The sequence below is a fragment of the Bradyrhizobium sp. in8p8 genome, from assembly GCF_000426845.1.
In the GTDB taxonomy this organism is placed as follows: Bacteria; Pseudomonadota; Alphaproteobacteria; order Rhizobiales; family Xanthobacteraceae; genus Bradyrhizobium; species Bradyrhizobium japonicum_C.
Genome location: NZ_AUGD01000001.1, coordinates 976,047 through 992,396, shown reverse-complemented (window position 1 = coordinate 992,396; position 16,350 = coordinate 976,047). Strand labels below are relative to the sequence as shown.

13 protein-coding genes are annotated in these 16,350 nt (G+C 63.7%); 7 read left to right on the top strand and 6 right to left on the bottom strand.

Features of this window, described 5'->3' with window-relative positions; all coding sequences use genetic code 11:
* Window positions 1–65: 65 nt before the first annotated feature.
* From K408_RS0104730 to K408_RS0104720, 3 genes are read right to left on the bottom strand one after another with little or no spacing between them, the layout of a single operon-like run.
* Complete coding sequence (locus tag K408_RS0104730) at window positions 66–941, bottom strand: acyl-CoA acyltransferase (RefSeq protein WP_024336965.1); 876 nt, start codon at window positions 939–941, stop codon at window positions 66–68.
* Between the two features lie 41 nt (window positions 942–982).
* Window positions 983–1,963: an amino acid--[acyl-carrier-protein] ligase gene (locus K408_RS0104725; RefSeq protein WP_024336966.1), complete on the bottom strand. Its 981-nt coding sequence runs from the start codon at window positions 1,961–1,963 to the stop codon at window positions 983–985.
* Window positions 1,964–2,005: 42 nt separating this feature from the next.
* Window positions 2,006–3,223: an acyl-CoA dehydrogenase family protein gene (locus K408_RS0104720; protein WP_024336967.1), complete on the bottom strand. Its 1,218-nt coding sequence runs from the start codon at window positions 3,221–3,223 to the stop codon at window positions 2,006–2,008.
* 359 nt (window positions 3,224–3,582) lie between these two features.
* Here K408_RS0104720 and K408_RS0104710 point away from each other — a divergent pair, with 359 nt between their 5' ends.
* From K408_RS0104710 to mtnA, 3 genes are all read left to right on the top strand, one after another.
* Window positions 3,583–3,855, top strand: a complete 273-nt coding sequence (locus K408_RS0104710; RefSeq protein WP_024336968.1) for a phosphopantetheine-binding protein — start codon at window positions 3,583–3,585, stop codon at window positions 3,853–3,855.
* A gap of 268 nt (window positions 3,856–4,123) precedes the next feature.
* Window positions 4,124–4,999: an S-methyl-5'-thioadenosine phosphorylase gene (locus K408_RS0104705; protein ID WP_024336969.1), complete on the top strand. Its 876-nt coding sequence runs from the start codon at window positions 4,124–4,126 to the stop codon at window positions 4,997–4,999.
* Between the two features lie 33 nt (window positions 5,000–5,032).
* Window positions 5,033–6,139 (top strand): S-methyl-5-thioribose-1-phosphate isomerase, encoded by a 1,107-nt coding sequence (gene mtnA, locus K408_RS0104700; protein ID WP_024336970.1) that lies wholly within the window; start codon window positions 5,033–5,035, stop codon window positions 6,137–6,139.
* Between the two features lie 82 nt (window positions 6,140–6,221).
* Here mtnA and K408_RS0104695 read toward each other — a convergent pair whose 3' ends face one another.
* The gene (locus K408_RS0104695) at window positions 6,222–6,857 is read right to left on the bottom strand and encodes an HAD-IA family hydrolase (protein WP_024336971.1); all 636 of its coding nucleotides are present in this window, start codon (window positions 6,855–6,857) and stop codon (window positions 6,222–6,224) included.
* A gap of 109 nt (window positions 6,858–6,966) precedes the next feature.
* On the opposite strand from K408_RS0104695, the gene K408_RS0104690 reads away from it, so the two are divergent.
* Complete coding sequence (locus K408_RS0104690; protein ID WP_024336972.1) at window positions 6,967–7,725, top strand: S1 family peptidase; 759 nt, start codon at window positions 6,967–6,969, stop codon at window positions 7,723–7,725.
* Window positions 7,726–7,850: 125 nt separating this feature from the next.
* The gene (locus K408_RS0104685) at window positions 7,851–9,353 is read left to right on the top strand and encodes a flavin-containing monooxygenase (RefSeq protein WP_024336973.1); all 1,503 of its coding nucleotides are present in this window, start codon (window positions 7,851–7,853) and stop codon (window positions 9,351–9,353) included.
* Window positions 9,354–9,577: 224 nt separating this feature from the next.
* Here the strand turns inward: K408_RS0104685 and K408_RS0104680 are convergent, their stop codons facing one another.
* The gene (locus K408_RS0104680) at window positions 9,578–10,498 is read right to left on the bottom strand and encodes a response regulator (protein WP_024336974.1); all 921 of its coding nucleotides are present in this window, start codon (window positions 10,496–10,498) and stop codon (window positions 9,578–9,580) included.
* Window positions 10,488–13,859: a hybrid sensor histidine kinase/response regulator gene (locus K408_RS0104675; protein WP_024336975.1), complete on the bottom strand. Its 3,372-nt coding sequence runs from the start codon at window positions 13,857–13,859 to the stop codon at window positions 10,488–10,490. The genes K408_RS0104680 and K408_RS0104675 overlap by 11 nt, the downstream gene beginning before the upstream one ends.
* Before the next feature lie 171 nt (window positions 13,860–14,030).
* Between K408_RS0104675 and urtA the strand changes: the two genes are divergently transcribed.
* Together urtA and urtB are read left to right on the top strand one after the other, a co-directional pair.
* Window positions 14,031–15,290 (top strand): urea ABC transporter substrate-binding protein, encoded by a 1,260-nt coding sequence (urtA, locus tag K408_RS0104670; protein ID WP_024336976.1) that lies wholly within the window; start codon window positions 14,031–14,033, stop codon window positions 15,288–15,290.
* A gap of 133 nt (window positions 15,291–15,423) precedes the next feature.
* Window positions 15,424–16,350: an urea ABC transporter permease subunit UrtB gene (gene urtB, locus K408_RS0104665; protein ID WP_024336977.1), complete on the top strand. Its 927-nt coding sequence runs from the start codon at window positions 15,424–15,426 to the stop codon at window positions 16,348–16,350.

Genomic DNA, 16,350 nt, shown 5'->3' with positions numbered 1-16,350 from the left:
TGCCGGCGAGGACTGGCCAGATATCGTGCGTCGCCGGCACGGCAGCCAACTCTCGGCCGTGCCCTCTACGGCCCGTAAAGCACGAGCTCCGTGTCGGTGAGGTCGCCCAGAAGTGGCTGGTGCGGCCCCTTGAAATATTTGCGACCCCGCCGCTCGGTATAGATACCAACAAGGCCGGGAATTGGGCCATTGGAATCGACGGCGACCGAAATCTTGCCGAGCCGCAACAGCAACCGGCCGATTCGGCCCGCGCATTCGGCGTATTCCGTCATGCTCCGGCAATAGATCAGCTTCATGGCGGGCGGGGCGATGAAGCCGCGGCGGATGCGCACCGGTTGCAGGATGAAGGGGAAGGTTCCTTTCGGCGTGCGGCAGACGAGGCTGAGACAATTGTAGCGCGCATGCCGCCTCAAGAGCTCGGTCTCGGCGGCGGAAAGTCCCTTGATCTCCTTGGCATGCGGCGGGATGACCTCGATCTCGCTCCACCGCGGCGCGCGCGCCAGCGCAGGGATCGAGAAGAATATCCCGCGGCAATAGGCGCGAAAGCCCTGCGTCTCGATGATCGGCCAGGTCCACGGCGCCGGGCTGATGTTGAAATAGGTGACGTCCTTGTGCCGCTGGGCGATCTTGGTTAGCAGCGGCGCGTAGTTGCGATAGGCCGGATCGACATACCAACTCGACAGGTTGCACTGGACAGCCGTCTCCTCGCCACGCTGGCGTGCCGTGTAGATCAGAAGCAGCACGCCGACCGGCGTGCCGTCATCGTCGAGCATGTAGCCGAAGCGCGGATAGCCCTCCGGCACCGCTCGGAAGGCTTGCCGGCGCAGGCCCTGAATCCAGTATTCGCGTGAACGGCCGACGAAGCCGCGCGTCAGCAAGTCCGCGATCTTATCGACATCGGACTCCGTGATCTCGCGGCATCGGACCTTGGTATGGATCACGCTCGTCTTGCCCGTGGAAATGGTCAGCCTCGTGAGTTGCGTTAGCGCCAGCCTTCGCCGTGAGCGCCGGCCGCAACATGCGGCTGCAAGCCCAGGACGTCCTGCACCTTGGCGGGCCAGGCGGAAAGATCGGTGCCGTGGGTGTGGAACATGGCGACGGCCAGCCGGTCCATGCCAAAGGCAACGCAGCCGGTATGAGCCGGCTCGCCATTGGCGTCCTGGATTCCCCAGGTCGTGCAGAAATGTTCGCGGTGATAATTGAAGCTCATGCAGGCCGTCGGCTGCTCGTCCGAGCGCAGCGGAATGAGGAGCTCGAACTTGAGTTGCTGCTGCTTCTGGCTCACCGCCTTCATCTGGCCGACCCGGCCGAAGAATGGATCGCTGGCATAGTCGACGCGGAAGGTGAGGCCGAGGTCACGCGCGATCGCCTGCGCCCGCACCATCCAGCGCTCGCGGAAGTCGGCGACGTCGTCGGGGCTGCCGATGCAGACATATTCGCGCATCCGGAACGATTGCAGGCGATCGAGATGCTTCGACGGCTCGCGGCGGAAGCAGTCGGCAGCGACATCGAAACGCAGGCCGCCCTTCGGCAACGGTCCGCGGCTCGCCGCGATCGGATAGACGGGATAGCAGGCGGCAGGCGACAGCACGAGGTCGGCTGGCGACAGTGAAGAGGTCCAGTCGCCGCCAGCATCGAAGCGGCTCACCGCGGCGTTGATCTCGCGTTCGGTGCCGTGCAGTCCGCAAACGCAGCCGAGCAGGTTCGGAAAGCTCTTGAGGTAGCCGGATTTCTCCAGCTGGGCGCGGCTCATCACCGGTGGAAAGCGCATCACTTCGGTGCCGGCTTCGCGATGGCTCGTGATCAGTGCGGCCAGCCGCTCGACGATGCCTTCATAAAGCGCGGTGCGGGCATAGACGCCGTCGGCGCCCATGCGGTGGAACAGCTTGTCGGCAAGATGATCGAGCGGATCGATCATCTGCGGCGCGGTATCGGGCGAATTGGGGAGGACGGCAATGCTCATAGGTCGGTGTCCTGCTATATGAAAAAAATTCTTCTTCTTGGTTCAGTCGCGAAGGCTCGTCGGCACGCCGCTCATCAGCGTCGATGTCGCGGCGTTGGAGAGAATACGGTCATTGTTGATCATGATCGGTGACGACAGCACGTCGCGCAGGTGGCGGCCCATGGTGAACTCGCCGTCGTTGCGGTAGCCGGAAAGACCCGCGGTGCGCATCGCATGCATCACCGTCTCGACCGCGAGCTCGGAAGCTTGCACCTTGAGCAGCGTGATCGCGGACTGGAAGTCGAGCGAGCTCAGCGCACGCTCGTCATGCTCGGCGCGGGCGAAAGCGTCAGTGTTGGCAGAGATCAGCGCGCGCAGCTTGGCAAGCGACATCTTGGCGGCGGTGAAGTGGGCCGCGGCCGGGGGCATCTGGCCGCCGGAAGAGCGCGCCGCCTTGCGGATGAAAGCCTGCGCGCGGGTCACGGCCGCAGCGGCGATGCCGGCCCAGGCCGACGACCAGCACAGATGTGCGAACGGGGTCATGGTCTGGGCGTGGATCTTGTCGTAGGATTCCGGGAAGACGCGGTCGGCAGGGCAATCGACCTTCAGCTCGAAGCCGGTCGAGCAGGTGCCGCGCATGCCGAGCGTTTCCCAGCCGAGCGTCCGCTTCAGCGAATAATCGTCCTTGGCGAGCGCCATCAGAACCTGGTCGGAGGCTGCGGCATCGGTGGCGCGGCGGGCGATGGTGACGAGGCCGTCGGCCTCGGCGCCGTAGGAGATCACGGTGGCATCGCGAACCAGGGAGACGGTGTCGCCAGCATGATCGACCGCGGCGGCGCTGGCGCGGATATTGCCGCCATTCTGGCCCTCGGTGGTGGAGGAGGCGAGCAGCCACTGGTCGCGGGCGACCCGGCGCATCATGGTCTCCATCCAGGGAATGCCATGGCCGTGCCTGATGACGCAGGCGACCTTGGTCTGATGCATCGCGTAGATCATCGCCGTGGAAGCGCAGGCGCGTCCGAGTGTGTAGCAGATGTCAGTAACGTCATAGATCGAGGCGCCGAAGCCGCCGAACTCGACCGGGATCATCACGCCCAGCAGCTTCTGCTCACGCGCGACGTCGAAGGCCTTGTGCGGGAAGCGGGCGTCGCGATCGACCCCGTCTGCGTCGGCCGCTGCCGCTGCGGCGGTCCGGGCGGCGCGCTCGGTCAGGGACGGGCCCTGCTCGAGAAAGCTCGCCTGCATTTCGTCGACAGTGAGGACTGCTTCACGCACGTTCATACTCGTCCGCCTCCGGTTTGCCGTTCGAGATCGCCAGCATCAGTCGCGATGCCGCCTGAAGCGATCTTCCGGCCATCTTTGCTTGTGAGACGAGGCTAGGGATTTAATTCAAATTCGTCGATGAAATAGAGGGTAAACAAAACCCAATTCCGAACGAACAGTTAAAGGCGGGTTGTTTGCATCACCAGATTTTCCAGCACCGCGTTAGGACTTTGGAAGAATCCCGGATTCCGGACAATCTGAGTCATCGTTTACTAAGAAACGCGAAGTATTGCTGCCGCCCATTGCAGGACCGGCAGGCCGTGCCCATCGTAGCCGGCAGTCCGATCCGACCTCGATAGACACATGGGAATTTGCCGATGCAGGCCTTCGATACCGATTTGCGCAATCGCATCATCAAGCTGGTGAAGGGTATCCTTGAGCAGAACTCGCTCACTGCCGACGTCACGCCGGAGGCAAAGCTCGTCGACGTCGGCCTGACTTCGATGGACATGGTCAATCTGATGCTCGGCGTCGAAGCCGAGTTCGACTTCACCATCCCGCAGTCCGAGATCACGCCGGAGAATTTCCAGTCGGTCGAGACGCTGGAGCGGATGGTCGCGACGCAGCTGCAACTCGCGAACGCGGCTTAAGCCGGGCGCGCCTCTTTCTCCGTCATCGTCCCCGCGTATGCGGGGACCTATACCGCGGAATCTCGATCACTGACGATCGGAGTGCCCAACGACTGGTCTTCGCCTGCCTGTGGTTATGGGTCCCTGCGTTCGCGGGGGCGACACCAAATGTGAGGCTCGCCCCTCCGTCCCTCACACCACCGGCATCACCCGGCCACCCCGTTCCAAAACCGCCGCAAAACTGGCATAGCTCAGCCGTGTCACACGTGGCGGACAGGGTGGAGCAGGCATGACGCAGGCGATATTGGGGATCATCGGCGGCTCGGGCATCTATGACCTGCCGGGCCTCGAGGGGGCCCACGAAGAGGTGATCGCTAGTCCGTGGGGGGAGCCGTCAGCACCATTGCGGCGCGGCTCCATCGCCGGTCTGCCGATCGTGTTCCTGCCGCGGCATGACAAGGGTCACCGGCTTTCTCCCTCCGATATCAACTATCGCGCCAATATCGACGTGCTGAAGCGCGCCGGCGTCACCGACCTGATCTCGCTTTCGGCCTGCGGTTCCTTCAAGGAGGAACTGCCGCCCGGCACCTTCGTTCTCGTCGACCAGTTCGTCGACCGGACCCACAAGCGCGAGAGCTCATTCTTCGGCCGCGGCTGCGTCGCACATGTGTCCATGGCGCACCCGGTCTCGCCGCGGCTGCGGCTCCATCTCGCGGCGGCGGCTGACGCCGAGGGCATCGCGATCGCCCGCGGCGGCACTTATGTCTGCATGGAGGGGCCGCAATTCTCTACTTACGCAGAGAGCATGACCTACAAGACCCTTGGCTATTCCGTGATCGGCATGACCAATATGCCCGAAGCGAAGCTCGCGCGTGAGGCGGAGATCTGTTACGCCACCGTCGCGATGGTGACGGATTTCGATTGCTGGCATCCCGATCATGACGCCGTCACCGTGCAGGACATCATTCGCGTGTTGACGTCGAACGCCGACAAGGCGAAGGCGCTGGTGGCGCGGCTGGCAAGGGATTTTCCGCGCGAGCACGAGCCGTGCCCGATCGGCTCCGACCGGGCGCTCGACACCGCGCTGATCACGGCGCCTGAGGCGCGCGATCCGGAGCTTCTGAAGAAGCTCGATGCGGTGGCGGGGCGCATCCTGCGCGGCTGAGGCGCAAGGCGAAGCACAAGAAGGCAGAATGCCATGAAGGTCGACGGCAAACATTTTCGCAGCATCTGGCGCGAGCGCGACGGCTGGTCCGTCGGCGCGATCGATCAGCGCCGGCTGCCGCATGAGTTCGTCATCGCGCGCCTGACCTCGTGTGAAGACGCGGCCGTTGCGATCCGCGACATGCTGGTACGCGGCGCGCCGCTGATCGGGGCGACTGCCGCCTACGGCATGGCCCTCGCGATGCGCGAGGACGCTTCCGACGCCGGTCTGAAACGGGCCTACGACACGCTCGTGGTCGCACGGCCAACCGCGATCAATCTGAAATGGGCCCTGGACGAGATGCGCAGGACGCTCGCGCCGGTCGATCCCGTTGAAAGGGCGGAAGCTGCCTACGCGCGCGCCGACGAGATCGCCGAGCAGGATGTCGAGATCAATCGCGGCATTGCCGGCAACGGTCTGAAGCTGATCGAGGCGATTGCGGCGAAGAAGCCGGGCGAGACGGTCAACGTCCTCACGCACTGCAATGCCGGTTGGCTCGCCACCGTCGACTGGGGCACCGCGACGGCGCCGATCTATCTCGCGCACGAACGCGGCATCAACGTCCATGTCTGGGTCGACGAGACCCGCCCGCGCAACCAGGGCGCCTCGCTCACAGCCTGGGAGCTCGGCCATCACGGCGTGCCGCACACGGTCATCCCGGACAACACCGGCGGACACCTGATGCAACATGGCATGGTCGATCTCGTCATCGTCGGCACCGACCGCGTCGCCGCCAATGGCGACGTCTGCAACAAGATCGGCACCTATCTGAAGGCGCTGGCCGCGCATGACAACGGGGTGCCGTTCTATGTCGCGCTGCCATCGCCGACGATCGACTTCGCCGTCCACGACGGCATCCGCGGCATCCCGATCGAGCAGCGCAGCGGCACCGAGGTGACCGACATGACCGGCCGCACCGCGGACGGAAGGCTGGAGACGGTGCGCATCGTCCCGGAGGGGTCGCCGGTCGCGAACTACGCCTTCGACGTGACGCCGGCACGGCTCGTCACCGGCCTGATCACCGAGCGCGGCGTGCTGAAGCCGGATCGAGCCTCGCTGGCGGCTGCGTTCCCGGAGCGGGTCGCAGATGCTGCGGAATAGTGCAGTTTACCAGGCGAGATGTTGCCACGTCATTGCGAGGAGCTCTTGCGACAAGCAGCAATGACCAAGAGTGACGCGCCAGCTAGCCCAGCTTGAGGCCCGTGGCCTTCTCGAGCTCGGCGATGGCCTGGGCGCCGCTCGTCACTTTTATCGTCGTCATGCCCATCTCGCGCGCGGGCTTCAGGTTCACACCGAGATCGTCGAGATAGACGCAGTTGTTCGGATCGACCTTTAGCGTCTCGACCATCAATTGATATATCCGCGGGTCGGGCTTGCGCAGGCCAATCTTGGCGGATTCGATCACGTGGTCGAACAGCACCATGACCTCGGCGATGTAGAGGGAACGTCCGGTCATGCTCCCGATGGCGTTGGCCGGAAGGTTGTTGGTGATGCAGCCGGTCTTGAATTGCGCCTTGATGCGCTTCAGGGCTTCGACCATCTCTGGACGTAGACTGCCCTGCAGCAAGGGCAGCACATCGCGTCCGCGTACCTCCGCGCCCAGTGCAAGCGATTCCGTGGCGAATAGTTCGTCGAAAGTGTCGATGTCCACCTCGGCCCGCTCGAACTTGGCCCAGGCGTTCTCCAGGTGGTTGGCGGCGTTGGTGCGCCGGATGATGTCGGCGGGCAGTCCGCGCTCGATCTCGAACCGCGTGAAGGCCTCGAATGGTGAGCTCGTCAGCACGCCGCCAAAATCAAAGATCACAGCCTTGATCGCCAATGTCCTGCCCTCGTCAATTCCTTTCCAAGAGGGCTAGCATGCGCTATCGGCAAGAGCCAGTCCGAAGCCGTCCTCCTCCTCACCGGTGCTGTCGCCGGAGCGTGTTCCCATGACGAAGCTTGCCATGTTCATCGCTGCAGCGCTGCTGCTCGCCACGCCTGCCCGTGCCATCGTCGGTGGCGGCACGCCACAGGCCGATGGTGTCGCGCGTGCCGTCGTCACCATCGTCGGTTCGCGCGGCAATTTCTGCACCGGCAGCTTGATTGCACCACGCGTGGTCCTGACGGTCGCGCACTGCGTGCAACCCGGCGCCGACTACAAGATCGTTGATCGCGGTGCTGACGGCCAGCCGCAATTGTTGAACGTGCGTACGGTCGCGATTCACCCGAACTTCAACATGCAGGCGATGCAGGCGCACCGCGCCACCGCCGACGTGGCGCTGCTGCAACTGGAAATTCCACTCAAGGGAAAATCCACGGTGACGGTCGGCATGCCGACGATTCCAATCCAGGTCGGCAGCCGCTTCGTCATCGCCGGTATCGGTGTCACCGTTCGTGGTGACGGCAAGAGCGGCGGCATGACGCGCGTTGCCGGCCTCGTTGCGACCGGGCGGCCCGGTACGCTCCAGGTTCGCCTGGTCGACCCCGTAACCAACGGTGTTCGCGACGGAATTGGCGCCTGCACCGGCGATTCCGGCGGCCCGGTATTCGAGGACAGGCCGGGCGGTCCCGTGCTTGTCGGCCTCATCAGCTGGTCCACTGGGCCGAACGGCACGGCTGGTTGCGGCGGATTGACCGGCGTGACGCCGCTGACGCTCTATCGCGAGTGGATCTTGCAGGCCGCGCGGAGCTGGGGTGCGGCACTGTGATTTGACCGCGATTTGATCTATGTCATTTTGAAGCGGAAGCGCGGCGGGTGATCATGCCCGCTGCGGAGGAAACGCGCCGCCCAGTCAAGGGCGGCCACAAAAACAAGCAAGGCATAGAAGCAACAATGAATGTCGCTGTTCGCAGTCACGCCACGGCCAAGCAGGTTTCTGAACATTTCGACGTGTTGATCGTCGGCGCCGGCATCTCCGGCATCGGCAGCGCCTATCATCTCACAAAGCAGCTTCCGGGAACGAGCTTCGTCATCCTGGAAACCCAGGCGACGTTCGGGGGCACCTGGACCACGCATCGCTATCCAGGCATCCGCTCGGACAGCGATCTCCATACCTTCGGCTATCGCTTCAAGCCCTGGGTCGGCCCGCCGATCGCGACCGCCGAGGAGATCCTCGCCTACATGAACGAGGTGATCGAGGAGAACGATCTCGCCAAGCACATTCGCTACAAGCACAAGATCAATTCCGCGAGCTGGTCGAGCGAGCAGAACCTCTGGACCATCGAGGCGGTGACGACCGACACCGGCGAGCCCAGGACCTTCACCGCCAACTTCCTCTGGATGTGCCAAGGCTACTATCGCCATTCCGAAGGTTACACGCCGGAATGGAAGGGCATGGATCGCTTCAAGGGCCGCATCGTCCATCCGCAGACCTGGCCGGATGATATCGACTTGACGAACAAGAAGGTGGTGGTGATCGGCTCGGGCGCCACGGCGGCGACGCTGGTGCCGAACATCGCGGACAAATGCGCGCATGTCACCATGCTGCAGCGCTCGCCGACCTACTTCCGTCTCGGCCGCAACGCCATCGAGATTGCGGAAGAGCTGCGCCGGCTTCAGGTCGATGAGGCCTGGATCCACGAGATCGTGCGGCGGAAGATCCTGTTCGAGCAGGATGCGTTCACGAAGCTCTGCGTATCCAAGCCCGAGCAGGTCAAGAAGGAGCTGATCGGCCAGATCAGCGCCGTCCTGGGTCCCGATTACGACGTCGAGACGCACTTCACGCCGAAATACCGGCCTTGGCGGCAGCGCATCGCCTTCGTGCCGGATGCCGACCTGTTCAAGGGAATCGCCAGCGGCAAGGCCTCGGTCGTGACCGACGAGATCGAATGTTTCGTCGAGAATGGCATCCAGCTCAAATCGGGCAAGCTGCTGGAAGCCGATGTCGTCGTCACCGCGACCGGTTTCAATCTTGCGGCGCTCGGTGACATCGCGTTCGAGATCGACGGAAAACCGCTCGCCTTCGGCGACACCGTCACCTATCGCGGCATGATGTTCACGGGCGTGCCCAACATGGTCTGGGTGTTCGGCTACTTCCGTGCCAGCTGGACCCTGCGCGTCGACCTCGTCGCCGATTTCGTCTGCAGGCTGCTCGGACACATGAAGGCCAAAGGTGCGAAGAAGGTCGAGGTCCAGCTGCGCCCCGAGGACCACAACATGCCGATCCTGCCCTGGATCGATCCGGAAAACTTCAATCCCGGCTACATGATGCGCAACATGGACCTGTTGCCCAAGCGCGGCGACAAGCCCGAGTGGCAACACAGCCAGGATTACTGGACCGAGAAGGACGAGATTCCGAAGACGGATCTGGACGACAAGGCGTTCGTCTACGGGTGAGGACGTTGTCGGTGTAGCGGGGGGAGCGCTCGCTACACACTGTCGTCCCGGGGCGCGAAGCGAACCCGGGACCATAGCGACAGGGACTGGTTACGAAGCGAGCGGGTCACTCAGGTCTTCGCCAAACCTCTTCCTGTGGCTATGGGGTCCGGATTTGCGCTTCGCTTGTCCGGGACGACAGCGGTTGTTGGACCAGCGGCGTCTCAACCCATTCAGACCACAGCTCACGAATTCCTCCGCGTCGCATTCGTCGCAATCGCCGCTGCAGCCGTCCGGTTTTCCACGCCGAGCTTGGCGTAGATCTGCTCGAGATGCTTGTCGACCGTGCGCGGGCTGAGGCCCAGAATTTGCGCGATGTCGCGGTTGGTCTTGCCCTTGCTGAGCCAGGCCAGCACCTCGCCCTCCCGGGTGGTGAGGCCCAGCTCGCTGGTGAATTCGGGCGGCAGCGCGGTGCCGGATTCCCGGGAGAGCCGCAGCAGGAACTCGTTTGGCGCGGTTTCGCCCATGTAGTAGAGCCGAAGCTGCGGATTGTCGGGCAACGAAGCTCCCGGAGACTTCGCGCTGCCCTTGGCCTTGGCCTGCTCGAGCCATTGCAGCAGCGCCGGCGGCAGCACGAAGTCGTCCGCTTGCGCGCCGTGATGATCGGACAGCAGCTTCTGAGCCTGCGGCGTCGCCCAGAGCACGTGGCCCTGGCGGTTGACCGCGAACAGAAATCGGCCGGAGACGTCGAGTGCGGCGCGTGCGCTCTGGGTCAGCCGGGCATTGCCGAGATGGACCCGAATGCGCGCCAGCATCTCCTCGATCACGATCGGCTTGGTCACGTAGTCGACACCACCGGCCTCCAGTCCACGCACGATATGCTCGGTCTCGGCAAGACCAGTCATGAAGATCACGGGGACATTGGCAAGACCGGCATCGCGCTTGAGCCGGCGGCAGGTCTCGAATCCGTCGATGCCAGGCATTACGGCATCGAGTAGCACGATGTCCGGCGTGATCTGATCGATGATCCGCATCGCGGCGGCACCGTCGAGCGCCACCATGACCGTCATGCCGGCGCCGTCGAGCGCGTCTGTGAGCAGCCGTAGCGTCTCCGGGGAATCGTCGACAACGAGCGCGACGTCGCGCTTCTTCGACTCAATGTTCATGCGCGTGCAACGTCTTCAATGTAGCCATATATCGATCGAGATCGAAGCGATCGACCAGCGAGCGCATCTGTGCGACGAAGTCGGCATGCTCCGGATGCTCGGTGCCGATCTCGTCCAGCTTCAATTGGATGCCCTTGACATAGCCGAGCTGACCGAGCCCGATCAGCGCCTCGATGTGCCGCGCCGGCGGCTTTGACCCGGTCTCGGCACGCCATAGCGGCATCGGAACCTCATACGAACCGTATTGCCACTCAATCTTGAGGAGCTGGCGGATCGTCTCCAGGAGGCGTGGGATGTCGATCGGCTTCATCAGGTAGCCGTCGTGGAAGGGCTGCGCCAACGGCGCTCCGTGGGCCTCCAACGCACTTGCCGACACCATCAGGATGCGCGCCTGGTGATGGCCGCTCTCGCGCAACGCCTCGGCAACGGCCCAGCCGTCCATGGTCGGCATCGAGATGTCGAGCAGGAACAGATCGGGGCGGCAATGCTGCGCCAGCGCAAGACAGCCCGCACCATCGGGCGCGCTGAGCAGGATAAAGCCGAGCGGCGTCAGCACCTCGCGCAGGAGATCGCGATGCACGGGGTCATCGTCGGTGACGAGGATGGTCTTGCGGGCGCCGTGATAGCCGGAGACCGGCGCCTCCACCGGCGCGATGCGTTGGGGATTGGTGACCTCGGAGAGCAGGATCTTGACCTTGAACGTCGAGCCGGCGCCGACGGTGCTCGTCACCTTGATGTCACCGCCCATCACGCCGGCGAGCAGCCGGCTGATGGTTAGTCCAAGGCCGGTGCCGGTCTGCGGCTGCGAGACGCCAATCTCGCCGCGTTCGAAGGGCGCGAAGATGCGTTCGAGATCGTCGCCCCGGATGCCGGGGCCGGTGTCGATTACCTCGAATTCTGCGACCGGACTGCGGTAGTGCACCACGAATTGCACGCTGCCCGACTGCGTGAACTTGATGGCGTTCGAGAGCAGGTTGATCAGCACCTGACGCAGCCGCTTCTCGTCGGCATAGACCACGCGCGGCAGGTGCGGCGGCCGCCTGAACACGAAGTCGATGCCCTTGGCTGCGGCCTGGAGGCGGAACATGCCGACGAGCTGGTCGAGAAATTCGCTGAGCCGCACCTCGTCGCGCGACAGATACAGCCGCCCTGCCTCGATCTTGGAGATGTCCAGGATGCCGTCGATCAGGCCGGAGAGATGGTCGGCGCTGCGGCGGACGACGCGGACCTGGTCGCGCGGCTTGGCGCCAAGCGTCGTGTCCTGCTCGAGCAGCTGGGCATAGCCGCTGATCGCGTTCAGCGGTGAGCGCAGCTCGTGGCTCAGGCCCACCACGTACCGGCTCTTGGCGAGGTTGGCGGATTCGGCAACCTCCTTGGCCCGCTGGAGCTCCGCATCCGTGCGCTTGTGCGCGTCGATCTCCTGGATCAGCAGCGCGGTCTGACGCCGCGTCTCGGCTTCTGCGGCCCGGCGGCTCTGTTGCGCCAGCACGAACAGCCATGCAACCACGCCGATGATGATGCTGAGTGAGAAGAACACCTTCCAGAGCACGTCGGAAACCAGCGCATTCTCGCCATGCACGCTTGCTGAAGTCTGCAGATAGATCAGCCCCAGCACCAGCGCGACCAGGCCGGCTGAGATCACGAACACGCCGATATAATGGCCGACCTGCGAGTTGATCCGGGCGTAGATCGGCTGCGGCATCAGCTTTCCCAGCGCTTCAGACACCTGCGCCTGGAACCTCGCGTGAGGCTTGCAAAGGTCGTGGCAGCGCGCGTCCAGCGAACAGCAGAGCGAGCAGATCGGCCCCGCATAGGCTGGACAGGAGGCCATGTCCTCCGGCTCGAATGAGTGCTCGCAGATGCAGCACTGGATCGCTTCGATATTCTGCCAGCTCCGCTTCGGCTTGCGTGCAATGTAGTACCTGCCGTCTGTCGCCCAGGCGATCAGCGGCGCGGCGAAGAAGGCGGCCGCAAGTGCGATGAAGGCCGACAGCGCCTTCGCGGTGGGTCCGAACAGGCCGTAGAACGCGCTGATGGAGACGATGGTCGCCAATGTCATCGCGCCGACGCCGACCGGATTGACGTCGTAGAGGTGCGCGCGCTTGAACTCGATCTGCTGTGGTCGCAATCCAAGCGGCTTGTTGACGACGAGGTCGGCGACCAGCGCGCCGACCCAGGCGATCGCGACGTTCGAATAGAGCGCCAGAGTTTGCTCCAGCGCCTTGTAGACGCCGATCTCCATCAGCAGCAGCGCCACGATGACGTTGAAGACCAGCCAGACCACGCGTCCGGGATGGCTGTGGGTCAGGCGCGAGAAGAAATTCGACCAGGCGATCGAGCCGGCATAGGCATTCGTGACGTTGATCTTGACTTGCGACAGGATCACGAACGTGCCGGTCAACGCCAGCGCGAGCTCGGGCTGCGACAGCACATAGCGGAACGCTTCGAGATACATGTGCGCCGGCTCGGCGGCCTCCTCGGGCGGCACGCCGTGGCTGAGTGCGAAGAAGGCCAGAAACGAGCCGGCCAGGAGCTTCAGCGCGCCAAGTACGATCCAGCCCGGTCCTGCGCTCATCAGCGCGATCCACCAGGAGACCCTCGAAGCGCGGCGATCGCGCGGCAGGAAGCGCAGGAAATCCACCTGTTCACCGATTTGCGCGACCAGCGAGAACACGACCGAGGCGGCAACGCCGAACAGCAACAGGTCGAAATGTCCGTTGAGGTCGCCGTGGTCGCCCGAGAACTTGCGCCACTCCGTAAATGAGTTCGGGTTATGCCAGGCGATAGCCGCGAACGGGATGATGTGAAGGATCACCCACAGCGGCTGCGTCCACAATTGGAAGCGGCTGATCAGCGTGATGCCGTAGGCCACCAGCGGTATGATCACGACGGCGCTGACGAGATAGCCGACCGGCCGCGGAATCCCGAAGCACATCTCGAGCGCGGATGCGAGAATCACGGCTTCGATGGCGAAGAAGATGAAGGTAAAGGACGCGTAGATCAGCGAGGTGACGGTCGAGCCGATATAGCCGAATCCGGCCCCTCGCGTCAGCAGGTCGATGTCGATGCCGCATTTGGCGGCATAGTACGCGATCGGCACGCCGCAGCAAAAGATGATCAGAGAGACCACGAGGATGGCGGCGGTCGCATTGGTGACGCCATAGTTCAGGGTGATGGTGCCTCCGATCGCCTCCATCGCCAGGAACGAGATCGCGCCCAGCGCGGTGTTGGCGACCCGGGCGGCGGACCAGCGGCGCGCGCTCTTCGCCGTGAAGCGCAGCGCGTAGTCTTCCAGCGTCTGGTTGGCGACCCATTGGTTGTACTGGCGCCTGACGCGGTCTATTCGCTGCCGCCCTGCCACGCTTTACCCCACTTCCGATACCGGCCCGGAGCCCTCGCAAATTCCGTACCAGAAGCCTACGTCGGCATTTTGCGGTGCAGTATACGCGATCTTGCGTATGCTTGAGCTGCATGAATTCGAGCCATCCTCACGGCACCAAACGCGTGTTCTCGAACAAAAGTGGGGGTGCTCATGTCAGACGAAGCAAACAAAGGCCCGTTGTCGCCGCTCCGGCGCAAGTTGCTGATGGGGATGGCGGCCGTGCCGGCCATCACGATGCTGCCGCGGGCGTCCTTTGCACAGGCGCCGGCGACCTCGGCGGTCAACACCACCGGCCTTGCCGTCACCGACACCGAGGTCACGGTCGGCATCCTGCATTCGGCGACCGGCACCATGGCGATCTCCGAGACCGGCTCGATCCAGGCCGAGAAGCTCGCGATCGAGCAGATCAATGCCGCGGGCGGCGTGCTCGGCCGCAAGATCAAGTTCATCCAGGAGGACGGCGCTTCAGACTGGCCGACCTTCGCCGAGAAGGCGAAAAAGCTCCTCGTCAACGACAAGGTCGCGGCGATCATGGGCTGCTGGACCTCGGCCTCCCGCAAGGCGGTGCTGCCGGTCGTCGAGCAATATAACGGCATGCTCTACTACCCGACCTTCTACGAAGGCCTCGAGCAATCCAAGAACGTGATCTACACCGGCCAGGAAGCGACCCAGCAGATTCTGGCGGGTCTCAACTGGATCGCCAAGGAGAAGGGCGCCAAGTCCTTCTTCTTCATCGGCTCGGACTACATCTGGCCGCGCACCTCCAACAAGATCGCCCGCAAGCATGTCGAGAACGTGCTCAAGGGCAAGGTCGTCGGCGAGGAATATTATGCGCTCGGCTCGACGCAGTTCAACTCGGTCATCAACAAGATCAAGCTGACCAAGCCGGACGTGATCTTCACCGACGTCGTAGGCGGCTCCAACGTCGCGTTCTACAAGCAGCTCAAGGCGGCCGGCATCGACCTTTCGAAGCAGCCGCTGCTCACGATCTCGGTGACAGAGGACGAGATCGACGGTATCGGCGGCGAGAACATCGCAGGCGCGTATGCCTGCATGAAGTACTTCCAGTCGCTCGACAACCCGAACAACAAGGCTTTCGTCTCGGCGTTCAAGAAGATGTGGGGCGAGAAGACCGTGATCGGAGATGTCACCCAGGCTGCGTATCTCGGCCCGTGGCTGTGGAAGCTCACCGTCGAGAAAGCCGGCTCCTTCGACGTGGACAAGATCGCCGCCGCCTCGCCGGGCGTCGAGTTCAAGGGGGCGCCGGAAGGCTATGTGCGCATCCACGAGAACCATCACCTCTGGTCGAAGACGCGGGTTGGCCGCGCCAAGCTCGATGGCCAGTTCGAGCTGATCTACGAGACCGCCGACCTGGTCGAGCCGGATCCGTTCCCGAAGGGCTACCAGTAAGGGCCGCGGCTTCCGCCGCACTTTCCCTCACGACAAGACCGCTCCCTGGCGTGGATCGCAAGTCCATGCCCAAGACCCCGCGTCGCGACTCTGCATCGCGACGCGGGACCCTTACCCCCGACGGAGGACATCGATGTTCGGCGACTACTCGCTTGGTGATCTTGGCTCGATCTTCGTCATGCAGGGCTTTGCCGGGCTGATCCTGTTCTCGGTCTACGTGCTGATGGCGCTCGGTCTCGCGATCATCTTCGGCCAGATGGGCGTCATCAACATGGCCCATGGCGAGTTCATGATCCTCGGGGCCTACGTCACCTGGATGACTTCGAATTTCTTCCAGTCCTATTTGCCGAGCCTGTTCAGCGGCTACTTCTTCCTCGCGATGATTCTGGCCTTCTTCGCCTCCGGCGCGTTGGGGATGTTGGTGGAGTGGGTGCTGATACGGCACCTCTACAAGCGGCCGCTCGATACGCTGCTGGCCACCTGGGGTCTCAGCCTGATGCTGCAGCAGGCCTATCGCTCCGTGTTCGGCGCGCGCGAGGTCGGCGTCGAGCTGCCGCAGTGGATGCTCGGCTCGCTGCGCGTCACCGACAGCATCGAGGTGCCCATCAACGGCATATTCGTGATGGGCCTCACCGTGCTGATTACCATTTCCGTCGCCTACGTTCTCTACATGTCGCGCTGGGGCCGCCAGGTGCGCGCGGTCGTGCAAAACCGCATCATGGCCGGCGCGGTCGGCATCAACACCGAGAAGGTCGATCGCTACACTTTCGGGCTCGGCTGCGGCATCGCGGGCGTCGCCGGCAGCGCCTTCACCATGATCGGCTCGACCGGGCCGACGTCGGGACAGCTCTACATCGTGGACACATTCCTGGTCGTCGTGTTCGGCGGCGCCGCCAGCCTGCTCGGCACCATCGCCTCCGCCTTCTCGATCTCGCAGACGCAATCGACCCTCGAATTCTTCATGTCGGGCTCGATGGCCAAGGTGCTCACGCTGCTCGCCGTCGTCGGCATCCTGATGCTGCGGCCGCAGGGTCTCTTCGCCCTCAAAGTCCGCAAATAA